The 18,333-nt window shown below is 66.2% G+C and carries 19 protein-coding genes; 9 read left to right on the top strand and 10 right to left on the bottom strand.

Annotation, left to right across the window (positions count from 1 at the left end):
* Window positions 1-45 precede the first annotated feature (45 nt).
* The 5 genes from IEW98_RS07545 to IEW98_RS07525 all read left to right on the top strand — a co-directional run bounded on the left by IEW98_RS07545 (window position 46) and on the right by IEW98_RS07525 (window position 6,361).
* Window positions 46-1,062 carry a sulfate ABC transporter substrate-binding protein gene (locus IEW98_RS07545; protein ID WP_188762315.1) on the top strand — a complete coding sequence of 339 codons (1,017 nt, stop codon included), beginning with the start codon at window positions 46-48 and terminating at the stop codon, window positions 1,060-1,062.
* Between the two features lie 75 nt (window positions 1,063-1,137).
* Complete coding sequence (locus IEW98_RS07540; RefSeq protein WP_188762314.1) at window positions 1,138-3,507, top strand: TonB-dependent receptor; 2,370 nt, start codon at window positions 1,138-1,140, stop codon at window positions 3,505-3,507.
* Window positions 3,508-3,574: 67 nt separating this feature from the next.
* Window positions 3,575-4,414: a sulfate ABC transporter permease subunit CysT gene (gene cysT / locus IEW98_RS07535; protein WP_243450620.1), complete on the top strand. Its 840-nt coding sequence runs from the start codon at window positions 3,575-3,577 to the stop codon at window positions 4,412-4,414.
* Entirely contained in the window at window positions 4,411-5,253 is an 843-nt protein-coding gene (gene cysW / locus IEW98_RS07530; protein ID WP_188762313.1) for a sulfate ABC transporter permease subunit CysW, read from the top strand. Before cysT ends, cysW begins: the two co-directional genes overlap by 4 nt.
* 49 nt (window positions 5,254-5,302) lie before the next feature.
* Window positions 5,303-6,361 carry a sulfate/molybdate ABC transporter ATP-binding protein gene (locus IEW98_RS07525; protein ID WP_188762312.1) on the top strand — a complete coding sequence of 353 codons (1,059 nt, stop codon included), beginning with the start codon at window positions 5,303-5,305 and terminating at the stop codon, window positions 6,359-6,361.
* A 15-nt stretch (window positions 6,362-6,376) separates the two neighbouring features.
* On the opposite strand, the gene IEW98_RS07520 is transcribed toward IEW98_RS07525, so the two are convergent.
* Window positions 6,377-7,882: an MFS transporter gene (locus IEW98_RS07520; protein ID WP_188762311.1), complete on the bottom strand. Its 1,506-nt coding sequence runs from the start codon at window positions 7,880-7,882 to the stop codon at window positions 6,377-6,379.
* Between the two features lie 64 nt (window positions 7,883-7,946).
* On the opposite strand from IEW98_RS07520, the gene edd reads away from it, so the two are divergent.
* Window positions 7,947-9,758 (top strand): phosphogluconate dehydratase, encoded by a 1,812-nt coding sequence (gene edd / locus IEW98_RS07515; protein ID WP_188762310.1) that lies wholly within the window; start codon window positions 7,947-7,949, stop codon window positions 9,756-9,758.
* 83 nt (window positions 9,759-9,841) lie between these two features.
* Here the strand turns inward: edd and IEW98_RS07510 are convergent, their stop codons facing one another.
* From IEW98_RS07510 to IEW98_RS07495, 4 genes are read right to left on the bottom strand one after another with little or no spacing between them, the layout of a single operon-like run.
* Window positions 9,842-10,825, bottom strand: coding sequence for a diacylglycerol/lipid kinase family protein (locus IEW98_RS07510; protein ID WP_188762309.1), 984 nt, complete (start codon window positions 10,823-10,825; stop codon window positions 9,842-9,844).
* Window positions 10,822-11,505: a M48 family metallopeptidase gene (locus IEW98_RS07505; protein WP_243450619.1), complete on the bottom strand. Its 684-nt coding sequence runs from the start codon at window positions 11,503-11,505 to the stop codon at window positions 10,822-10,824. The genes IEW98_RS07510 and IEW98_RS07505 overlap by 4 nt, the downstream gene beginning before the upstream one ends.
* Before the next feature lie 38 nt (window positions 11,506-11,543).
* Complete coding sequence (locus tag IEW98_RS07500; RefSeq protein ID WP_188762308.1) at window positions 11,544-12,014, bottom strand: YcgN family cysteine cluster protein; 471 nt, start codon at window positions 12,012-12,014, stop codon at window positions 11,544-11,546.
* Window positions 12,004-12,603: an SCO family protein gene (locus IEW98_RS07495; RefSeq protein ID WP_188762307.1), complete on the bottom strand. Its 600-nt coding sequence runs from the start codon at window positions 12,601-12,603 to the stop codon at window positions 12,004-12,006. The genes IEW98_RS07500 and IEW98_RS07495 overlap by 11 nt, the downstream gene beginning before the upstream one ends.
* Before the next feature lie 99 nt (window positions 12,604-12,702).
* Between IEW98_RS07495 and IEW98_RS07490 the strand changes: the two genes are divergently transcribed.
* The 3 genes from IEW98_RS07490 (at window position 12,703) to IEW98_RS07480 (ending at window position 15,251) form a co-directional block, all read left to right on the top strand.
* Complete coding sequence (locus IEW98_RS07490; protein WP_188762306.1) at window positions 12,703-13,275, top strand: ankyrin repeat domain-containing protein; 573 nt, start codon at window positions 12,703-12,705, stop codon at window positions 13,273-13,275.
* A gap of 124 nt (window positions 13,276-13,399) precedes the next feature.
* Window positions 13,400-14,674, top strand: a complete 1,275-nt coding sequence (locus IEW98_RS07485) for an ActS/PrrB/RegB family redox-sensitive histidine kinase (RefSeq protein WP_188762305.1) — start codon at window positions 13,400-13,402, stop codon at window positions 14,672-14,674.
* 4 nt (window positions 14,675-14,678) lie between these two features.
* Window positions 14,679-15,251 carry an ActR/PrrA/RegA family redox response regulator transcription factor gene (locus tag IEW98_RS07480; protein WP_188762304.1) on the top strand — a complete coding sequence of 191 codons (573 nt, stop codon included), beginning with the start codon at window positions 14,679-14,681 and terminating at the stop codon, window positions 15,249-15,251.
* Between the two features lie 117 nt (window positions 15,252-15,368).
* Here IEW98_RS07480 and IEW98_RS07475 read toward each other — a convergent pair whose 3' ends face one another.
* The 5 genes from IEW98_RS07475 to hpf form a co-directional block, all read right to left on the bottom strand.
* Window positions 15,369-15,857 carry an MmcB family DNA repair protein gene (locus IEW98_RS07475; protein ID WP_188762303.1) on the bottom strand — a complete coding sequence of 163 codons (489 nt, stop codon included), beginning with the start codon at window positions 15,855-15,857 and terminating at the stop codon, window positions 15,369-15,371.
* Window positions 15,858-15,910: 53 nt separating this feature from the next.
* Window positions 15,911-16,630: a cell wall hydrolase gene (locus IEW98_RS07470; protein ID WP_243450618.1), complete on the bottom strand. Its 720-nt coding sequence runs from the start codon at window positions 16,628-16,630 to the stop codon at window positions 15,911-15,913.
* Window positions 16,631-16,816: 186 nt separating this feature from the next.
* Window positions 16,817-17,152 carry a DUF1491 family protein gene (locus IEW98_RS07465; protein WP_188762302.1) on the bottom strand — a complete coding sequence of 112 codons (336 nt, stop codon included), beginning with the start codon at window positions 17,150-17,152 and terminating at the stop codon, window positions 16,817-16,819.
* Between the two features lie 8 nt (window positions 17,153-17,160).
* Complete coding sequence (locus tag IEW98_RS07460; protein WP_188762301.1) at window positions 17,161-17,643, bottom strand: PTS sugar transporter subunit IIA; 483 nt, start codon at window positions 17,641-17,643, stop codon at window positions 17,161-17,163.
* Window positions 17,644-17,656: 13 nt separating this feature from the next.
* A complete protein-coding gene (gene hpf, locus IEW98_RS07455; RefSeq protein WP_188762300.1) occupies window positions 17,657-18,286 on the bottom strand; it encodes a ribosome hibernation-promoting factor, HPF/YfiA family in 630 nt (209 codons plus the stop codon).
* Between the last annotated feature and the right edge of the window lie 47 nt (window positions 18,287-18,333).

Below are 18,333 nucleotides of genomic sequence, written 5' to 3'. Positions count from 1 at the left end.
TGCATAGGAATAAGCTTTGCGTGACAAAGGGGAATCACAACCGCAATGCGCCGCATCGCCATCGTCATCGCGGCCGTAGCGGCACTGACGGCGCCGTGGCTCATGCCTGCAACGGCGCTTGCTGCAACCGTCTCGATCCTTAACGTCAGCTATGATCCGACGCGCGAGCTGTACAAGGACATCAACGCAGCGTTTGCGCACGACTGGAAGCTCAAGACCGGCGACGACGTCGTCATCAACCAATCACACGGCGGCTCGGGCAAGCAGGCGCGGTCGGTCATCGATGGCCTCCAGGCCGATGTCGTCACCCTCGCCCTCGGCCAGGACATCGACGAGATCTCGACTCGGGCCAAGCTGCTCCCTGCCGAATGGCAAGCGCGCTTGCCGCAAAACTCGACCCCCTATTACTCGACTATCGTTTTTCTGGTCCGCAAGGGTAACCCGCGCAACATCCGCGACTGGGACGATCTCGCCCGTCCCGGTATCAAGGTCATTACCCCCAACCCCAAAACCGGCGGCGGTGCGCGCTGGAATTTCCTCGCTGCCTGGGGCTATGGCCAGAAGAAATACGGCTCGCCCGCCGCCGCGCAGGACTATGTCAAACGCGTCTTCGCCAACGTCCCGATCCTCGATTCGGGTGCACGCGGCGCCACCGTCAATTTTGCCGAACGCGGCCTTGGTGACGTCCTCATCACTTGGGAAAACGAGGCGCTGCTGACCGCACAGGAGCTCGGCGCCGACCGTTTCGAAATCGTCCGCCCGTCGGTTTCGATCCGCACCGAGCCAGCCGTCGCCATTGTCGACAAGGTCGTCGAAAAGCGCGGCACCCGCGCCGTCGCCGATGCCTATCTGCGCTTTCTCTATACGCCCGAAGGACAGGAGATTGTCGCCCGCAAAGGCTATCGTCCGCGTGACCCGGCGATCGCGGCCAAATACGCCGATCGTTTTCCGAACATGCAATTGTTCGAAATCGACCGAAACTTCGGCGGCTGGGCCAAGGCGCAGGCAATCTTCTTTTCCGACGGCGGTGTGTTCGACCAGATCTACGAAGGCGGCGGCTAACCGCCATTATCGACAAACCGACCTGCAAAGCGTTGCCCCGCACCACCCGGACAAATCGCGCCCTCGGAGTATGCCATGACCAACAAAGCCCTGCTGCTGATGTCGATCGCCGCGCTGCCCATCACGCCGGCAAAGGCCCAGTCGCAACCCCAGCCACTCGAGGCAACCGCCCAGGCGATCGCTGCCGCTCCCGTCGATGAAGGCGAAATCCTCGTCACCGCCCGCCGCCGCTCCGAAGCCGTCCAGGACGTCCCGCTCGCCGTGTCGGTCGTCGGCGGCGCCCAGATCGAATCGACCGGCGCATTCAACATCAGCCGGCTGGTCCAGCTGCAGCCAACCGTCCAGTTCAACACCTCGAACCCGCGCAATACGGCGATCAATATCCGCGGCCTCGGCGCGCCGTTCGGCCTGACCAACGACGGCATCGAACAGGGCGTCGGGCTCTACATCGACCAGGTCTATTACGCCCGCATCGCCGCCTCGACGCTCGATTTCGTCGATGTCGAGCAGGTCGAGGTGCTACGCGGGCCGCAAGGCACGCTCTACGGCAAGAACACCACCGCCGGCGCGCTCAACATCACCACGCGCCGCCCGACCTTCGATTTCGAAGGCCGCGCCGAACTCAGCTACGGCAATCTCGATTTCATCCAGGCCAAGGCCTCCGTGTCGGGGCCGCTGGTCGCCGACAAGCTCGCGGCCCGCATCAGCGTCTCCTTGTCCAAGCGCAACGGCACCCTGTTCAACACCGTCACCGGGCGCGACGTCAACGAGACCGACAATCTGGGCCTGCGCGGGCAATTGTTCTGGCAAGCCAGCGAGACCATCGATGTCACCCTCAGCGGCGACTACAACCGTCAAAATCCCGAGGCCTTTGCCCAGAATTACGTGACGGTCGTGCCCACCGCCCGCGCCGCCAACCGGCAATTCGCCAATCTCGCCCGCTTGTCGAACTATGCCCCTGCCAGCACCAATCCGTTCGACCGCCTTGTCGACAATGATTCGCCGCTACAGGCGCGCCAGGTCATCGCCGGCGCCTCGCTGCTCGCCAACTGGGATATCGGGCCCGCGACGATCACCTCGATCTCGGCGTGGCGCAAATGGGATTGGCTGCCCAGCAACGACCGCGACTTCACCGGGCTGCCGATCACCACGATCTCGGCCAATCCGTCGCAACAGCGCCAATTGAGCCAGGAACTGCGCCTCACCTCAAACGGCAGCAACCGCTTCGACTACGTCGTCGGCCTGTTCTACTTTCGCCAGACGATCAACACCCAGGGCGTCCAGGAACAGGGCAGCGCCGCCGGGCTGTGGCTGCTCGGGCCCACCGTCAACGCCGCCAACCCCGGCCTCATCAATGGCCTGCGTTCGGACAACGACATTCGCTACACGAACGACAGCGCCGCGCTTTACGGCAAGCTGACCTGGAACGTCAGCGATACCATCAGCATCGCGCCGGGTGTCCGCGTCAACTACGACAAGAAGGACGGTTCCTACAGCTCGGTCGTCACCGGCGGCCTGACCCCGGTGACGCCGGCGCAGCAGACGATCAAGAACGGCGTCCTGCAGAACCAGAATTATCAGGCGGTGTTCAGCGACTGGAACCTGTCGGGCGACGTCACGCTAGCGTGGAAGCCGTCCGACGAAATCCTCGCCTATGCAACCTATGCACGGTCGTTCAAGTCGGGCGGCATCAACCTGTCGGGCATTCCCACCCGCGCCGACGGCGTCACCCCCGCGACCGAACTCGCCACCGTGCGTCCCGAAAGCGTCAACCATTACGAGTTCGGCCTCAAGACCCAGTTCGGTGGCAACGCGGCAACGATCAACCTCGCGGCGTTCCGCACCGACATCACCGATTACCAGGCGACCGTGATCAGCGGTGCCGTCGGCGTCATCCGCGGCTATCTCGCCAACGTGCCCAAGGTCCGCAGTGAAGGCTTCGAGCTCGATGTCGCGCTGCGCCCGGCGAAAGACCTCAACGCCTATTTCAACCTCGCCTACACCGACGCCAAATACATCTCCTTCCCCGGCGCGCCGCCGCCGATCGAACTGTCCGGGGGCGCCGTCCAGTTCGTCGATGCGTCCGGCGGCCGCCTTCCCGGCGTTTCCAGATACGCCATCAGCTACGGCGCCGAATACCGTATCCCGAGCGCCGTCTTCGGCCAGGAGGGCGACTTCTACGTCGGCGTCGATGGCAGCCTGCGGTCGGATTTCTCCTCCAGCGCAACGCCGTCGACCGTCCAGAACATCGAAGGCTATGTCCTCACCAACCTCCGTGCCGGTTATCGCACCCAAGGCGGTTGGGAGCTGTTCGGCTGGGTCCGCAACGCCTTTGACACCGAATATTTCGATTTCCTGACCGCAGCGCCATCGAGCACCGGGCTTATCGTTGGTCAATTGGGTGATCCGCGCACCTACGGCGTCACCGCCAAGGCTCGTTTTTGACGGCCGCTGCGGAACCTGTGTCTTCGCAGCAGTTGCGTCTTTGGCCCCGGCACGGCAAGCGGTTGGCGTGACCAGCGGAATTCTCCAGCGCCAGCCGTCCATCCTCCCCGGCTTCGGGCTGACGATGGGCATCACCGTGCTGGCGCTGTCGATCACCGTGCTGATCCCGCTGTCGGCGGTGTTCATCACTTCGGCCGGCATGGGCTGGGACGGCTTCGTCGCCGCCGCCTTCTCGCGCCGCGCCCTTGCCGCCTACCGCCTCAGCTTCGGCGCTGCCGCCGCTGCCGCCGCGATCAACGCGGTATTCGGGCTGCTCACCGCCTGGGTTCTCGTCCGCTATGATTTCTTCGGCAAGAAAATCGTCTCGGCGCTCGTCGACCTGCCGTTCGCGCTGCCCACCGCCGTCGCCGGCATCGCCCTTACCGCGCTCTACGCCCCCAATGGCTGGCTCGGCCGCTGGCTGGTGCCGCTCGGCATCGATATCGCCTTCACGCCATTGGGCGTCGTTGTCGCGCTGATCTTCGTCGGCCTGCCGTTCGTCGTCCGCACTGTCGAACCCGTGCTTGCCGATCTCGGCGCCGACGTCGAGGAAGCCGCCGCCTCGCTCGGCGCCTCCCGTCGGCAAACCTTCGTCCGCGTCATTCTGCCCGCCATATCGCCGGCGCTGCTGACCGGCTGCGCATTGGCCTTTGCGCGCGGCGTCGGCGAATATGGCTCGGTCATCTTCATCGCCGGCAACATGCCGTTCCGCTCCGAAATCGCACCGCTGCTGATTATCGTCCAGCTCGAGCAATACAACACCGCCGCCGCCACCGCGATCGCCGCCACCATGCTGGTGATCAGCTTCGGGCTGTTGTTCGCGATCAACTATGTCCAGGGTTGGCAACGCCGGGTCCGCGGCATATGAAGCCGGCAACCGCGACCGCCGAACCAAGATGGCTGCGCTGGGTCCTGACCGCGGCGGCGCTCGGCTTCCTCGCCATCAACCTTGCGCTGCCGCTCGCCGCAGTGTTCATCGAAGGCTTCCGCAAGGGCATCGCCGCCTATGCCGCCGCCATCGCCGAACCCGACGCCATCTCGGCACTCAAGCTGACATTGATCGTCGCCGCCATCGCCGTGCCGCTCAACATCATCATCGGCCTGTCCGCCAGCTGGGCAATCGCCAAGTTCGATTTCCGCTTCAAGCCCTTCCTTGTCACCCTTATCGACCTGCCATTCTCGGTCTCGCCTGTCGTGGCCGGCCTGATCTATGTGCTGCTGTTCGGCATGCAGGGCTGGCTCGGGCCGTGGCTGCAGGCCAACGACATCCAGATCCTCTTCGCCGTCCCCGGCCTCGTCCTCGCCACCATCTTCGTCACCTTCCCCTTTGTCGCGCGCGAGCTGATCCCGCTGATGCAGGAACAGGGCCGCGACGAGGAGGAAGCCGCACTCTCGCTCGGCGCCTCTGGCCTCAGCACCTTCTGGCACGTCACCCTGCCCAACATCCGCTGGGGGCTGCTCTATGGCGTGCTGCTCTGCAACGCCCGCGCCATGGGCGAATTCGGCGCCGTCTCGGTTGTTTCGGGCCATATCCGCGGCAAGACCAACACGCTGCCGCTCCACATCGAGATTCTTTACAACGAGTATAATTTCGCCGCAGCCTTCGCCGTTGCCTCGCTCCTCGCCGGGCTGGCGCTGGTGACGCTGCTGCTGAAGTCGCTGCTCGAATGGCGCTATGCCGGGCAACTCGCGGGGAGAGGGCATTGAGCGTTTGCGGAAAATTGAGAAGACCGAGCGCGAGCGAGGAACATAAACAGTGAGCGTTTCGGCAAGCAACGTCACCAAGCAGTTCGGCGGCTTCACCGCTTTGAACGGCGTCAGCCTCGAAGCCCAGGAAGGCGAATTCCTCGCCCTGCTCGGCCCCTCCGGCTCGGGCAAGACCACGCTCCTCCGCATCCTTGCCGGCCTCGAATTCCCCGATTCGGGTACCATCAGCATCGGCGGCGAGGACATGTCGAACCGCGCCGCTCGCGATCGCCAGGTCGGCTTCGTCTTCCAGCAATACGCCCTGTTCCGGCACATGTCGGTCGCCGACAACATCGGCTTCGGCCTGACCGTCCGCCCCGGCAAGACCCGCCCCGCGCGCACCGAAATCAAGCGCCGCGTCGCCGAGCTTCTCGAACTCGTCCAGCTTCCCCACCTCGGCGACCGCTACCCCGCCCAGCTTTCGGGCGGCCAACGCCAGCGCGTTGCCCTCGCCCGCGCCCTCGCCGTCGAGCCCCGCATCCTGCTCCTCGACGAACCCTTCGGCGCTCTCGACGCAAAGGTCCGCAAGGACCTCCGCCGCTGGCTGCGCGAAGTCCATGACCGCACCGGTTTGACCTCGATTTTCGTCACCCACGACCAGGACGAAGCCCTCGATCTCGCCGATCGCGTCGTTGTCATGGACCATGGCAGCATCGAACAAATCGATACCCCCGAGATGCTCTGGGAGCGCCCGGCCACCGCCTTCGTCTGCGACTTCCTCGGCGGTGCCAACCGGGTCGCGGCGCGCGCGATTGCCGGCAGCACAGATGGCGGCGACACCATCGACGTCGGCGGCGTCCGCCTGCCCAACCGCGCCCCCGCCATGGCCGCCGGCAGCGCCACCGCCTTCATTCGTCCCCATGAATTCGAAATCGCCGCCCCCGGCAGCGCCGGCATCCCCGTCACCCTGCGCCGCATGCTCCGCACCGGCGCCCACGCCGCGCTCGAAACCGCCACCGCGTCGGGCACCATCATCGAAGCCACCATCCCCGCGCCCCCCGAAGGCCTCGTCGCCGGCGACGCCCTCGTGCTGGTCCCGACCGCCGTCCGCGCCTACCCCGAAGCCTGAAGCCCTTATCTGCTTCTAACCCCCCGCCTCCAGCCGCCCGCCACCCTTCACGAACATCAGCACCACCAGGCCCACGGCCAGCATTCCGACCACCGGCGCCATGCCCCACGCCTGCGTCCCCCCGGCGCGCGTCGCCGCCTCGATCAGCAGCGGCCCCAGCCACATCGTCGCGCTCCCCGACAGCACATACAGCCCGAAAAACACGCCCATTTTTTCGGGCGGTGCCACCCGCGTCAACATCGTCCGCGACGACGCATAGGCAGCGCAGACACAGACCGCCAGCACGCAGCCGATACTCAGGAACACCACTTCGGGCAGCGTCGTGAACATCGGCCCGTCCCAGAACGGCGTACCCGCCCACGGCCGGAACAGGATGCGATCATGCGCCATGCCCAGCGTCATCGTCTGCATGACCATCAACACCGAAAGCTCAAGCTTCAGCGCCAGCTTCGGCCCGATCCGATCGTCGAGCCACCCCGCCAGCAACCCGCCGACCACCGCCGCAAGCGACAGGATGATGCCATAGCCGAGCATCTCGAGCGTCGCCCATTGCATCCGCCCCGCCGCATACAGCCCGCCGAACACCAGGATCGCCGTCAGCCCGTCGGTATAGATCATCCGCGCCAGCAGAAAGACCAGCGGGTTGCGATGCCCCCGCGCCTCGCGCACCAGCCGCGCCAGATCGCCGGCTCCCGCCCGCAACGCCTGCGGCACGCTCAACACCGTCCGCGCCATGTCCGGTACCAGCCGAAACAACGGAATCGCCCCCAGTCCCATCACCACCGCAACGATCAACGCCGGGATCCGGTCCGGCTCGCCCAGTGCCGCATTCAGCCCCAGCATCGGCACCGCCGGCAACCAGCTCCAGTCGACCTTGCCCGGCAACGCGAACGCGAACAGCACGCCGACAAGCATCAGCACCGACACGGCATTGCCGCCGGCCAGCGCCAGCCCCGATGCCCGTCCCGCACCCTCCATACCCGCCGCCGGCAACAGCAGCGCGTTGTGGAGCATCTCGTGATAGGCAAACAACGCCGTCATGGCCGCCAGGATCACCAGCACCGCCCCCGGCGGCAGCCCGCCGCCCCCCACCGGCGTGAACCACAACGCCGCCGTCAGCAGCACCATCATCGTCACCACGCCCGCCAGCCACGGCTTCCTCGGCCCCAACCGATCGATCATCGCCCCCAAAAGCGGCGCCGACAGCATGACGAACCACCCGCCCCATTTGTTCGCCGATGCCACCAGGGTCTGCCCGAGCACCGGATCGCCGATGACCCGCGTCACGTAAAACGGCGCGAAAATATAGATCGAGATCATGATCACGAACGGATCGCGCGTCGCCTGCGCCAGCGCCCAGGCATTCGCCGCCCTTGTCGAAGGCCTCGCCACCGCAACCCCGTGCGGCGTCTCGATCAATCTTCCGGCCTCTTCGTCGAGCGCCAGCGCTGCAGCAGCCGCGGGTTCGATACATGCCTCCCAAGGATATTCGACGCTTTTGCGCGCCGTTATTCGAATCATGACGCGATTTGCGGCTTTGTCACCCGGTCACATGCGCTAGAAGACTCCTTCCAAGGAGACCTCAATGACAGCCCTGCACCCGGTCGTTGCCGCCGTGACGGCGCGCATCATCGAACGTTCGCGCGACAGCCGCCGCATCTATCTTGATTTCATCACCCGCGAAGGCGAGGCCGGCACCCGCCGCGGCAGCCTTTCGTGCGGCAACCTCGCCCATGGTTTCGCCGCATCCGGCGACGACAAGCCCGTCATCCGCGCCGGCACCGCGATGAACATCGGCATCGTCACCGCCTATAACGACATGCTGTCGGCGCATCAGCCCTATGGCCGATACCCCGAGCAGATCAAGCTTTTCGCCCGCGAAGCCGGCGCCACCGCACAGGTCGCCGGCGGCGTCCCCGCCATGTGCGACGGCGTCACCCAGGGGCAAGCCGGCATGGACCTCTCGCTCGGCAGCCGCGACATCATCGCCATGGCCACCGCCGTCGCCCTCTCCCACGCCATGTTCGAAGGCGTCGCGCTCCTCGGCATCTGCGACAAGATCGTCCCCGGCCTGCTCATCGGCGCGCTGCGCTTCGGCCATCTCCCCGCGGTCTTCATCCCCGCCGGCCCAATGCCGTCGGGCCTCGCCAACAAGGAAAAACAGCGCATCCGGCAGCTGTTCGCCGAAGGCAAGGCCACCCAGGCCGAGCTGCTCGATGCCGAGGCCGCCTCCTATCACGGTGCCGGCACCTGCACCTTCTACGGCACCGCCAATTCGAACCAGATGTTCCTCGAGATGATGGGGCTGCAGCTGCCGGGCTCGAGCTTCGTCAATCCCGGCAACGCCATGCGCAACGGCCTCACCCGCGCCGCCATCCACCGCCTCGCCGCCATCGGCGCCGGCGGCGACGACCCCCGCCCGCTCGGGCACCTCGTCGACGAACGCGCCATCGTCAACGCCGTCGTCGGGCTGCTCGCCACCGGCGGCTCCACCAACCACGCCATCCACCTGCCGGCCATCGCCCGCGCCGCCGGCATCATCATCGACTGGGAAGATTTCGACCGCCTATCGAGCGCCGTCCCCCTCATCTGCAACATCTATCCCAGCGGCGCCGCCGACGTGAACGCCTTCGAGGCTGCCGGCGGCATGGGCTACGTCATCCGCGAGCTGCTCGGCGCCGGCCTCGCCCACGCCGACATCCTCACTATCGGCAACAGCTTCGCCGAATGGACCACTGCCCCCGTCAAGGTCGGCGAAACCATCGACTGGCAGCCACTGCCTCCCCTGAGCGGCGACGCCTCGGTCCTCGCCCCGGTCGCTACGCCTTTCTCCCCCGACGGCGGCATGCGCCTCGTCAAGGGCAACCTCGGCCGCGCCATCTTCAAGACCAGCGCCGTCGCCGAAACGCGTTGGACCATCGAGGCCCCCGCGCGCGTCTTCCACGAACAGAACGACGTGCTCACCGCCTTCAAGGCCGGCGAGCTCGACCGGGACGTCATCGTCGTCGTGCGTTTCCAGGGCCCTCGCGCCAACGGCATGCCCGAACTCCACAAGCTGACCCCGGCGCTCGGCGTCCTCCAGGATCGCGGCTTCAAGGTCGCGCTCGTCACCGACGGCCGCATGTCCGGCGCCAGCGGCAAGGTCCCCGCCGCCATCCATATCAGCCCCGAGGCACTCGGCGGCGGGCCATTGTCGCTCCTCCAGGACGGCGACATCGTCCGCCTCTGCGCCGTCGACGGCACCCTCCACACCAGCGCCGACTTGTCCGGCCGCACCGCCGCTGTCCCGCCCCCGCAACCCCAGGGCACCGGCCGCGAACTCTTCGCCCTCCTCCGCCACACCTCCGACGAAGCCGAACGCGGCGCCTCGGCAATGCTGGCCGCAGCCGGCCTCTAGCCTCCTTGTCCTCCCCCTAGAGGGGGGAGGCGACTCGCGCCCCTTGGCGCGGCGGGTGGGGGTGTCCCCCCTCCCCGAATAACTCACTCAACAACCGCCCCATCATCCCAGGGCAATTCCGGCAATTCCAGCTCAGCCCGCGTCTCCGCAGTCGTCCCCTTCGGCACAATGATATTCACCGCCCAGGGTTCGACCGCCACCAGCACCGGCGTACACGTTCCCGTTTCACCATCGACCGAAATCGGCTGCTCCGGCGTACACGACAGGGTGAAATTCGACGCCCGGACTTCGCGAATCCGCCCACGCCCCGGTCGCCACCCCGCCAAATTCGCCGCCCAAACCCCCGCCAGCGCCGCCGCATAACGCCCGCGCACCAGCTGGATGATGACGTCGCTGCTTTCCGGGTCGGCGCCGTCGATGACCCGCAGGCCGCCGACGAACGGCCCGTTGCCGATGCGAACCTCAACCGCATCATCGACAATATCCGGCTGCCCCGGAATGCTGATCCGCACCTTGAACGGCTCGAGCTTCAAAAACTTGACCACGGCATAACTCAGGTAGCCGAACCGCCCGAACCAGCGCTTCAACCCGTGCGGAATATCCTCGGCAATCCGCGCCGGCACGCCGATCGTCGCCGAATTGATGAAAAAACTGTCGCCGATGCGGACCACGTCGGCGCGCGCCACGTCCCCCGTCGCGATCACGTCGAGCGCCGGCTCGAGCTCGGGCTCGATCCCCAGCGTCCGCGCAAAACTGTTCGCCGTGCCCAGCGGCAGGATCGCCATCACCAGCGGCTTCTTCGCCATCCGCCCGGCCGCACTCGCCAGCGTCCCGTCGCCGCCGCCGATGGCAATCACGTCATGCCCGGCGGCAATCGTCTCCGCCAGCACCCGCGACAAATCTCGAGGATGCCGCACCGCATGCGCCGCCGCCACCTCGAACCCCCGCGCCGTCAGCCCCTCGCACGCCGCGGCAAACAATTTGCGCCCGCGCCGCGACTTGGCGTTGACGATAATCGCGATCCGCCGCCGCTCGAGCGCGCCCTGCGCCGTCCATTCGCTGCTCATGCCGTCTCCCGTCCAACCCAGTGCAGCCCGGCCCCATGCCGCGCCAGCCAGCGCTTGCAATCCCGACCATTGGGATCGAGGCTCGCCAGTAACGCATGAAAGTCGGGACCGTGGTTGGCATGGACCAGATGCGCCACCTCGTGCGCCACGACGTTGCGGCGGATTTCCGGCGGCGCCAGGATCAGCCGCCAGCTATAGGCGATGCGCCCGCCCGAAGCACAGCTTCCCCACCGGGCGCGCGGATCGCCGATGCGCACCTGCGTCACCGGCCGTCCGACCAGCGCCGCGATCTCGTGCGTACCCACGGTGACATCGATCAGCGCCGTCGCCCGCAGCCAGCGCAGCACCCGCCCAGGCAACATCGCCCGCGGCCCGCCGATATGCAGCGTGTCGCCATCGACCAACGGCGTGCGCGAATGCGACGCCTGCCAATCGATATGCAGGTCGGCGCCGTTGAACGGAATGATCGCTCCCGGCACAAACGGCAGCGCCCGCGGCCACGCCGCCACCTGTGCCGCCAGCCAGTCCCGGTGCCGATCGAGTAGGGTCAGCGCCTCCGCGACACCGCCGCGCGCCGGCAGGCTGATCCGCACCGCCCCCTGTACGCTGTCTGCCCGCAACCTTATTCCCCGCGCGCCGCGCCGCCGCTCGGCAATCACCGGCAACACGCGCCCCGCCACGGTCAATTCCGCCGGCAACTCGGCCCGGCGGAAGATGTTCAGAGCTCACCCTCGATGATATGGTTCTCGAGGTCGCCGGCCATGTCCTCGCTGACCGTCTTGTAGCGCACCGAGATCCCCGCCTTGTGCACCGAGTCCGGATCGCCCGAGACCAACGGATGCCAATCGGCCAACCCCTGCCCGCGATGCACCCGCATATAACCGCAGGACGCCGGCAGCCAGTCGATCGTGTCGAGCTTGGCCGGCGTCAGCCGCACGCACTCGGGCACATGCGCCTTGCGGTTGGGGTAATCCTTGCACAGCGCCGTCGCCGTGTTGAGCAATCGGCACGCCACATTGGTCGGATAGATCTTGCCGGTCTCGTCGTCCTCAAGCTTGTGGACGCAGCATTTGCCGCAGCCATCGCACAGGCTTTCCCACTGCGTCCGGCTCATCCGGTTCAGCGGCACGGTTTCCCAGAACGGCCGCTCGGGTAGGCGTTCCGGCGTGGGCAGGGAGTTACCGGACATAGGTTTCCAGCATCACCGCAACCTCGTCGGCAGTCGCACCGTGCGGCAGGAACGCAATCGGCTCACCCTGCCGTCCGAACAGATAGATCACCGCAAAATGATCGACGAGATAATTCTTCGGATCACCCGTCTCGACCTTCCTGGCATAGATACCGAAAGTCTTGCGCGCCGCATCGACCTGCGCCGGTATCCCGCCCAGCCCGATCAGCCGCGGATGAAACGCCCCGACAAACGCCTTCAGCGCCTTGGGGTCGTCACGCTCCGGATCGACGGTCACGAAAATCGGCTGCACGTCCGCCGCCCGTGCCGGCTGGGCGACCTCGAACGCCTTCAATCCCTTGGCGATCAGCGCTACGTCGGTCGGGCAGATATCCGGACAGAATGTATAGCCGAAGTACATCAAGCGATATTTGCCGGCGAAATCCGCCTCGGTCACCGTCTTGCCATCCTGGTCCACCAACGAAAACGACCCGCCCAGGCTCGATCCGGTCAGATTGCCGTCGGGCGCCGCGGTAAAGCGCATCCAGCCGAGCAGCCCGGCAAGCAGCACCACCGCGCCGATCGCCAGCCACAGTCTGCGACTGTTCATCGAAGGTTGCCCGGCTTATGCAATGTCATCGTCCCGAGATAGGGTGGAGTAGGGTTTTTGTCGATGCGGTGGATAATGAAGAGCTTCAGGATGGCGCAAATGGCGGTCCTGACCGCATTGATCGGCGCCGCTTCCCCCGCGGCGGCACAATTTTCGGACAGCTATAATTTCCTCAAGGCGGTCAAGGAAAAGGACGGCGCCAAAGCCCAGGAAATCCTCAAGAAACCCGGCAATCTCATCAACACCCGCGACAGCGATACCGGCGAAACCGCGCTCCATATCGCCACCCGCCGCTCCGACCTGGCCTGGGTCGGCTTCCTGCTCCAGGAAGGCGCCAACCGCGATGCCCGCGACCGCGAAGGCAACACGCCGCTCCTGCTTGCCGCCCAGTCCCGCTGGTCCGAAGGTGCCGACGTCTTCGTCAAGGTGAAGGCCCAGGTCGACGCCCAGAACCGCCTCGGCGAAACCGCCCTCCAGAAAGCCGTCCAGAACCGCGACGGCAACATGGTCAAGCTGCTCCTCGACGCTGGCGCCAGTGCCGACCTTACCGACAACAGCGGCGCCTCGGCGCGCGCGCTTGCCGAAAACGACCCCCGCGCCACCCAGATCGCCAAGCTGTTCAAGGACATTCCCGTCCGCAAGCCCCGCCAGATGCAGGGCCCATCGTTATAAAATTAACTTCGTATCCTGTCATCCCGGGCTTGACCCGGGACCCAGCTGCTTCTCTGCGGACCAGCCATTGCCCCGCCCTCTATGCCGCATGGCCGCAGCGCAGCGCATCGCCTAGATAACCCACATGGAACGTCCCTCGATCGCTGCTGCCGCGTTCGACCGCCCCGGCGTTCGTGTCCGCACGCTGGCCAATCTGCGCTGGATCGCCATCACCGGGCAGTTCGTCACGCTGCTCTTCGTCGGCCTCTATCTCGACTACCCCCTGCTCTGGCCCTCGCTCATCGCTGCCGTTGCCGCCTCCGCCGTCCTCAACATCGGCCTGATGACGCTCTACGGCCGCAACGCCCGCCTCAACGGCCGCGACCTCGCCCTCCACCTCGCCTTCGATCTCGTCCAGGCCGGCGTCCTGCTGTTCCTTACCGGCGGCCTTGCCAACCCCTTCTCCGTCCTGCTCATCGTGCCGGTCACCATCGCCGCGACGCTGCTGCGCGCCCGCGCCATGGCCTTTCTCGGCGCGCTCGCCGGCACCGTGATCGTCGTGCTCTGGCTCTGGGCCCGGCCGCTGCCCTGGGACGGCCCGCCTCCCGATTTTCCCATCATCTATCTGTTCGGCGTCGCCGTCGCCCTGGCGCTCGCGGTGGGCTTTCTCGGCATCTACCTCTGGCTGGTCTCCGCCGAAGGCCGCGACCGCGCCCAGGCCCTCATCGCCACCGAAGCCGCACTCACCCGCGAAGCCAAGATGTCGGCGCTGGGCAGCCTCGCCGCCGCCGCCGCACACGAACTGGGCGGGCCGCTCGGCACCATCACCCTCATCGCCCGCAGCCTCTACGATCAGCTCGGCGACGATCCCGAATTCGGCGACGACATCCGCCTCCTGGAATCCGAAGCCGCCCGCAGCCGCGCCATCCTCGTCCGCATCGCCCGCCGCGCCGAAGCCGAAGACCCCTTCGCCAACCTCGGCCTCGACATTCTCCTCCATGAAGTCGCCCATAACGTTGCCCCGTCGCGCGTCCCCATCCGCGTCACCGCCGCCTCGCCGCAACCCCTTGTCCGCCGCTCGCCCGAGCTTCTCCACGGCCTGCAGAACATCGTCTCCAACGCCGTTCGCCACGCTGGTTCGGAGGTTGAACTCCGCGCCACCGCGACTGTCGGCGACGTCTGCATCACGATTCTCGACGATGGCGCCGGCTTTCCGGCCGATGTTCTTCCACACCTGGGGGAACCCGACCTCGGACCTTCGCATTCAGGTGCTGGCGGCACAGGTCTGGGCATCTTCATTGCCGTCACGCTGATTGAACGAACCGGCGGGCGCCTCGCCTTCCGCAATCGCCCCATCGGCGGCGCCCAGGTCGATATCCGCTGGCCACGTTCGCACATCGAGGCACAGGAAGAGGAATAACATCATGGCCACCGCCACCCAGAACCCGCCCACCGAAGCTGCCCTCGAAGCCGTACCGATGCCGTTGCTCCTCGTCGACGACGACGCGCCCTTCCGCCAGCGCTTGCAGATCATGCTAAATCGCAAGGGTTTCGCCGTCACTGCGGTCGGCAGCCTCGCCGAGGCCCGTGTCGAAGCCGCTCGCATGAAACCCGGCCACGCCGTCGTCGACATGCGCCTCGAAGATGGCAACGGCCTCGATCTCGTCGCCGAGCTTCGCGCCATGTCGCCCGACGTCCGCATCGTCATGCTCACCGGCTACGGCAACCTCGCCACCGCCGTCGCCGCGGTAAAAGCCGGCGCCGTCGATTATCTCGCCAAGCCCGCCGACCCCGAGGACATCGTCCGCGCCCTCTCCGCCGAAGCCGGCGCCCGCCCCGAAGCTCCTCCCGAACCCATGTCCGCCGACCGCGTCCGCTGGGAACATATCCAGCGCATCTACGAGCTCTGCGACCGCAACGTCTCCGAAACCGCCCGCCGCCTCAAGATGCACCGGCGCACCCTGCAACGCATTCTCGCCAAGCGATCACCCAGATAAAGAAACGGCCTCAGGCGAAATCAACTGTCATCCCGGGCTTGACCCGGGATCCAGCTTCTTCGCGCACCCACTCCAACAATATCGGGTCTGGGGCCAAGGCCCCAGCCGCCGAAGACCCTATTCCTCGAAAGTCCGCACCCCCTCCGGATCGAGCAACCCCATCATCCGCCCCGCCGCCCGCCGCGCAAACCGCAGCGTCTCCACCTTCCGCCGCGCCGCACCCAGCAGCACCCACGGCGCCGGCCGCAGTTCCTCGGCATCATAGCGATCCGCCACCAGCAGCCCCGTCCGTTCCGGCGCAAAATCCACCGTCTCGAACAGCCCGAGCGGAAACCCCGCCGGCACCGCCCAAAAAAACCGGTCGCAATAATCTAGATATTCGGGCCATTTCCGGTCACCGCGCAGGTCGGCCAGGCTGACCTTGATCTCGACCAGCGTCAGCCGCCCCTGCGTATCGATCCCGACGATATCGGCCCGCCGGCCACAGCCCAGCGGCACTTCGGCCAGCGGCATCACCCCGGCTCGCACCAGCAGCCGGCAAACTCCGCGCAGCACATCGGATGAAATCAGCGGTCCGGACACAATTTCGTCGGCACGATCGCTCATGCCGCCGACATTATCCGGAACAGACTGTGAACATCAACCCCTGCCAGGCAGGTTTACCGATAAAAGACGTGACGGCCGATCTGTGCAACGCGCGTCTTGCCGCGCCAATTGGGGCTGACATAAGTCGCATGAAACGACATCGCGCGCGGCGCCACGTCGCGCCAAAGGTCCTGCATGGCGATTTTGGCAATGGCTTGCGCCGTCTTCCAGTCGCTGCCCGCCCGAGGCGAACGGGTCCGGTCATAACTGAACTGGCGCGGCTGGTTGATCACACCGCACGCCGTCGTCGGATAACGGCCCGATTCGAGGCGGTTGATGATCGCCTGGGCAACCGCGAGCTGGCCTTCGAGCGGCTCGCCGCGGGATTCAAAATACACCGCGGTGGCGAGGCAGCGCATGTCGCTGTCCTGGGAAACTTCATCGGCACTCATCGATGCGATCAACGTCACCAGCTTGGCGGGACGGTCGAGGTCGGACGTGTCGGCAACTGCGAGATCGGCAGGCGCGAGATCGGCAGGGATGCTGGCGGCAACGATATTGGCGCGAGCAGCGGCGGCGATGTCGGCGGGGGTCGTGGCAGCAAGAGCGGCGTTGGCGGCGGTCACTTCGGCGATGGTCATCGGTGCCAGGATGTCATCGGAAATCGTCTGGCGCGCTTCGGCATCGTTATTGGCCGGTGGCACCTGTCCGGCGGCAAGAAGCAATGCACTGCCGGCAACAAGCATGATCAGGCGTTTCGTCGCGGCGCCGATCACAGGAAAAACAAACGACATTCAATGCACAATCGAGCACGGCCATATCCGGGTCCGCTTCCGGATGATGCTGCCCAAAATACGTCGGCAGTTTCGTCATCCCTGGCTGGGCTGAAGCCCGGTCCGGTCCGCTTCGGTCAACTTCGCACAGCCCGCCCAAGGGCTGTGCAACCAATGCCCTTCCCAAGCGTATCTCGGCGTCCCGCGTCAATCATTGCCTAATGTTTCGGCGACGAACCGTGCGGCGTCCGCGATATCCAGTTCGATTACCCAAAGGTCGGGATCGTTTCGCCGCGCCCGTTCGATCCAGCCCGGAATCGCCTCGGCCGCCGCCACCGGCACCCATTCATAGCCGCCCGACTTGCTGTTCATGTCGAACATTGCCGACAACAGCGTGTCGACACCCGCCTCGCGGGTCACGATCGCGATGCTCCCCGCCGTTGCATCTCCGCGCGCCAGCACCGTCCCGAAACCCCCGGCACTGCTTACCCGCCGCAACAGTGCCGACACCTTGACGCCGCTCGCCAGCCGCGGAGTTGTCAAGCGAGTCGTCAAGCCGCGCGTTGCCCCGGCGTCGCGTCCGGACCGATGGCACGCCGCAACCCGGCGACATCCTCGGCATCGCGGATCGCCCCCAGCACGTCATGATCTCGCAGCGCCCGGCTGACCCGCGCCAACGCCTTCAGATGGTCGGCGCCCGCATCCTCGGGCGACACCAGCAGCACCGCCACATCGACCGCCTCGCCATCGATCGCCCCATACTCGACCCCGCGCACCAGCCGCGCCACCACCGCCGTCACCGCCTCCAGCCCGGCCAGCCGCGCATGCGGGATCGCCGCGCCCTGCCCGAACCCGGTCGCGCCCAGCGTCTCGCGCTCGCGCACCCGTTCGAGGATCGTCGTCACCGGCAGGCCCGTCGCCGACGCTGCCTTTTCGGCAAGCGCCTGCAACAGTCCTGCCTTGTCGGCAACGACCAGCCCCAGCATTATCGACGTGTCACCGACAAGGTCGGCGAAGCCGGTCAGGTTGTTCATTTATTCCGGCCACTCATGCTGCAGATCCCACGGCCTGACTGGCCGCCGCTTTCCGGGGCTCGACCCAGCCGATGCTGCCATCTTCGCGGCGATAGACCATATTATGGTCGCCGCTCATCGAATTGACGAACAGCAGCGCGTTGGTATTGCGCAGGTCGAGCATCATCACCGCATCGCCGACGCTGGTCTCGGGAATATCGACCCGCGTCTCGGCAATCACCAGCGGATGGTCGCCGGCATCGTCGTTGGCCGCCTCGGCATCCTCGGGCGCTGCAAAAACCTTGTAGTCGGCATTGTCGAGCACAGCATTCACCGCCCGCTCGGCCGCCCGGTCGGCACCCGGGCCATGGCGGTCCTTCAACCGGCGCATGTACCGGCGCAACTGCTTGTCGATCCGCTCGGCGGCACCGTCAAAGGCGAGGTGCGCGGTCTCGCCGCGGTTGCCGCCCTTCAGGATGATGTCCGCCATGACGTGCATGACGATGTCGCACGAAAACTGGCCATAAGGCGCCACGCCCAGCGTGACATGCGCCGATACGGCGCGCGGGAAATATTTCTCGATCATCGCGCCCAGCCGTTCACGGACATGGGCGGAAAAGGCAGCGCCAGTATCGACCTGGTGGCCCGAGATGCGAATGTCCATGCGTGTCTCCTGCACTAAGTGCCCGCGATCGGCGGGCGGTCGCTCTA

This window comes from Sandarakinorhabdus glacialis (genome assembly GCF_014643455.1).
GTDB classification, from domain to species: domain Bacteria; phylum Pseudomonadota; class Alphaproteobacteria; order Sphingomonadales; family Sphingomonadaceae; genus Sandarakinorhabdus; species Sandarakinorhabdus glacialis.
Note: the sequence above shows the minus strand (reverse complement) of the source record. Positions and strands in the feature narration are given on the sequence as shown.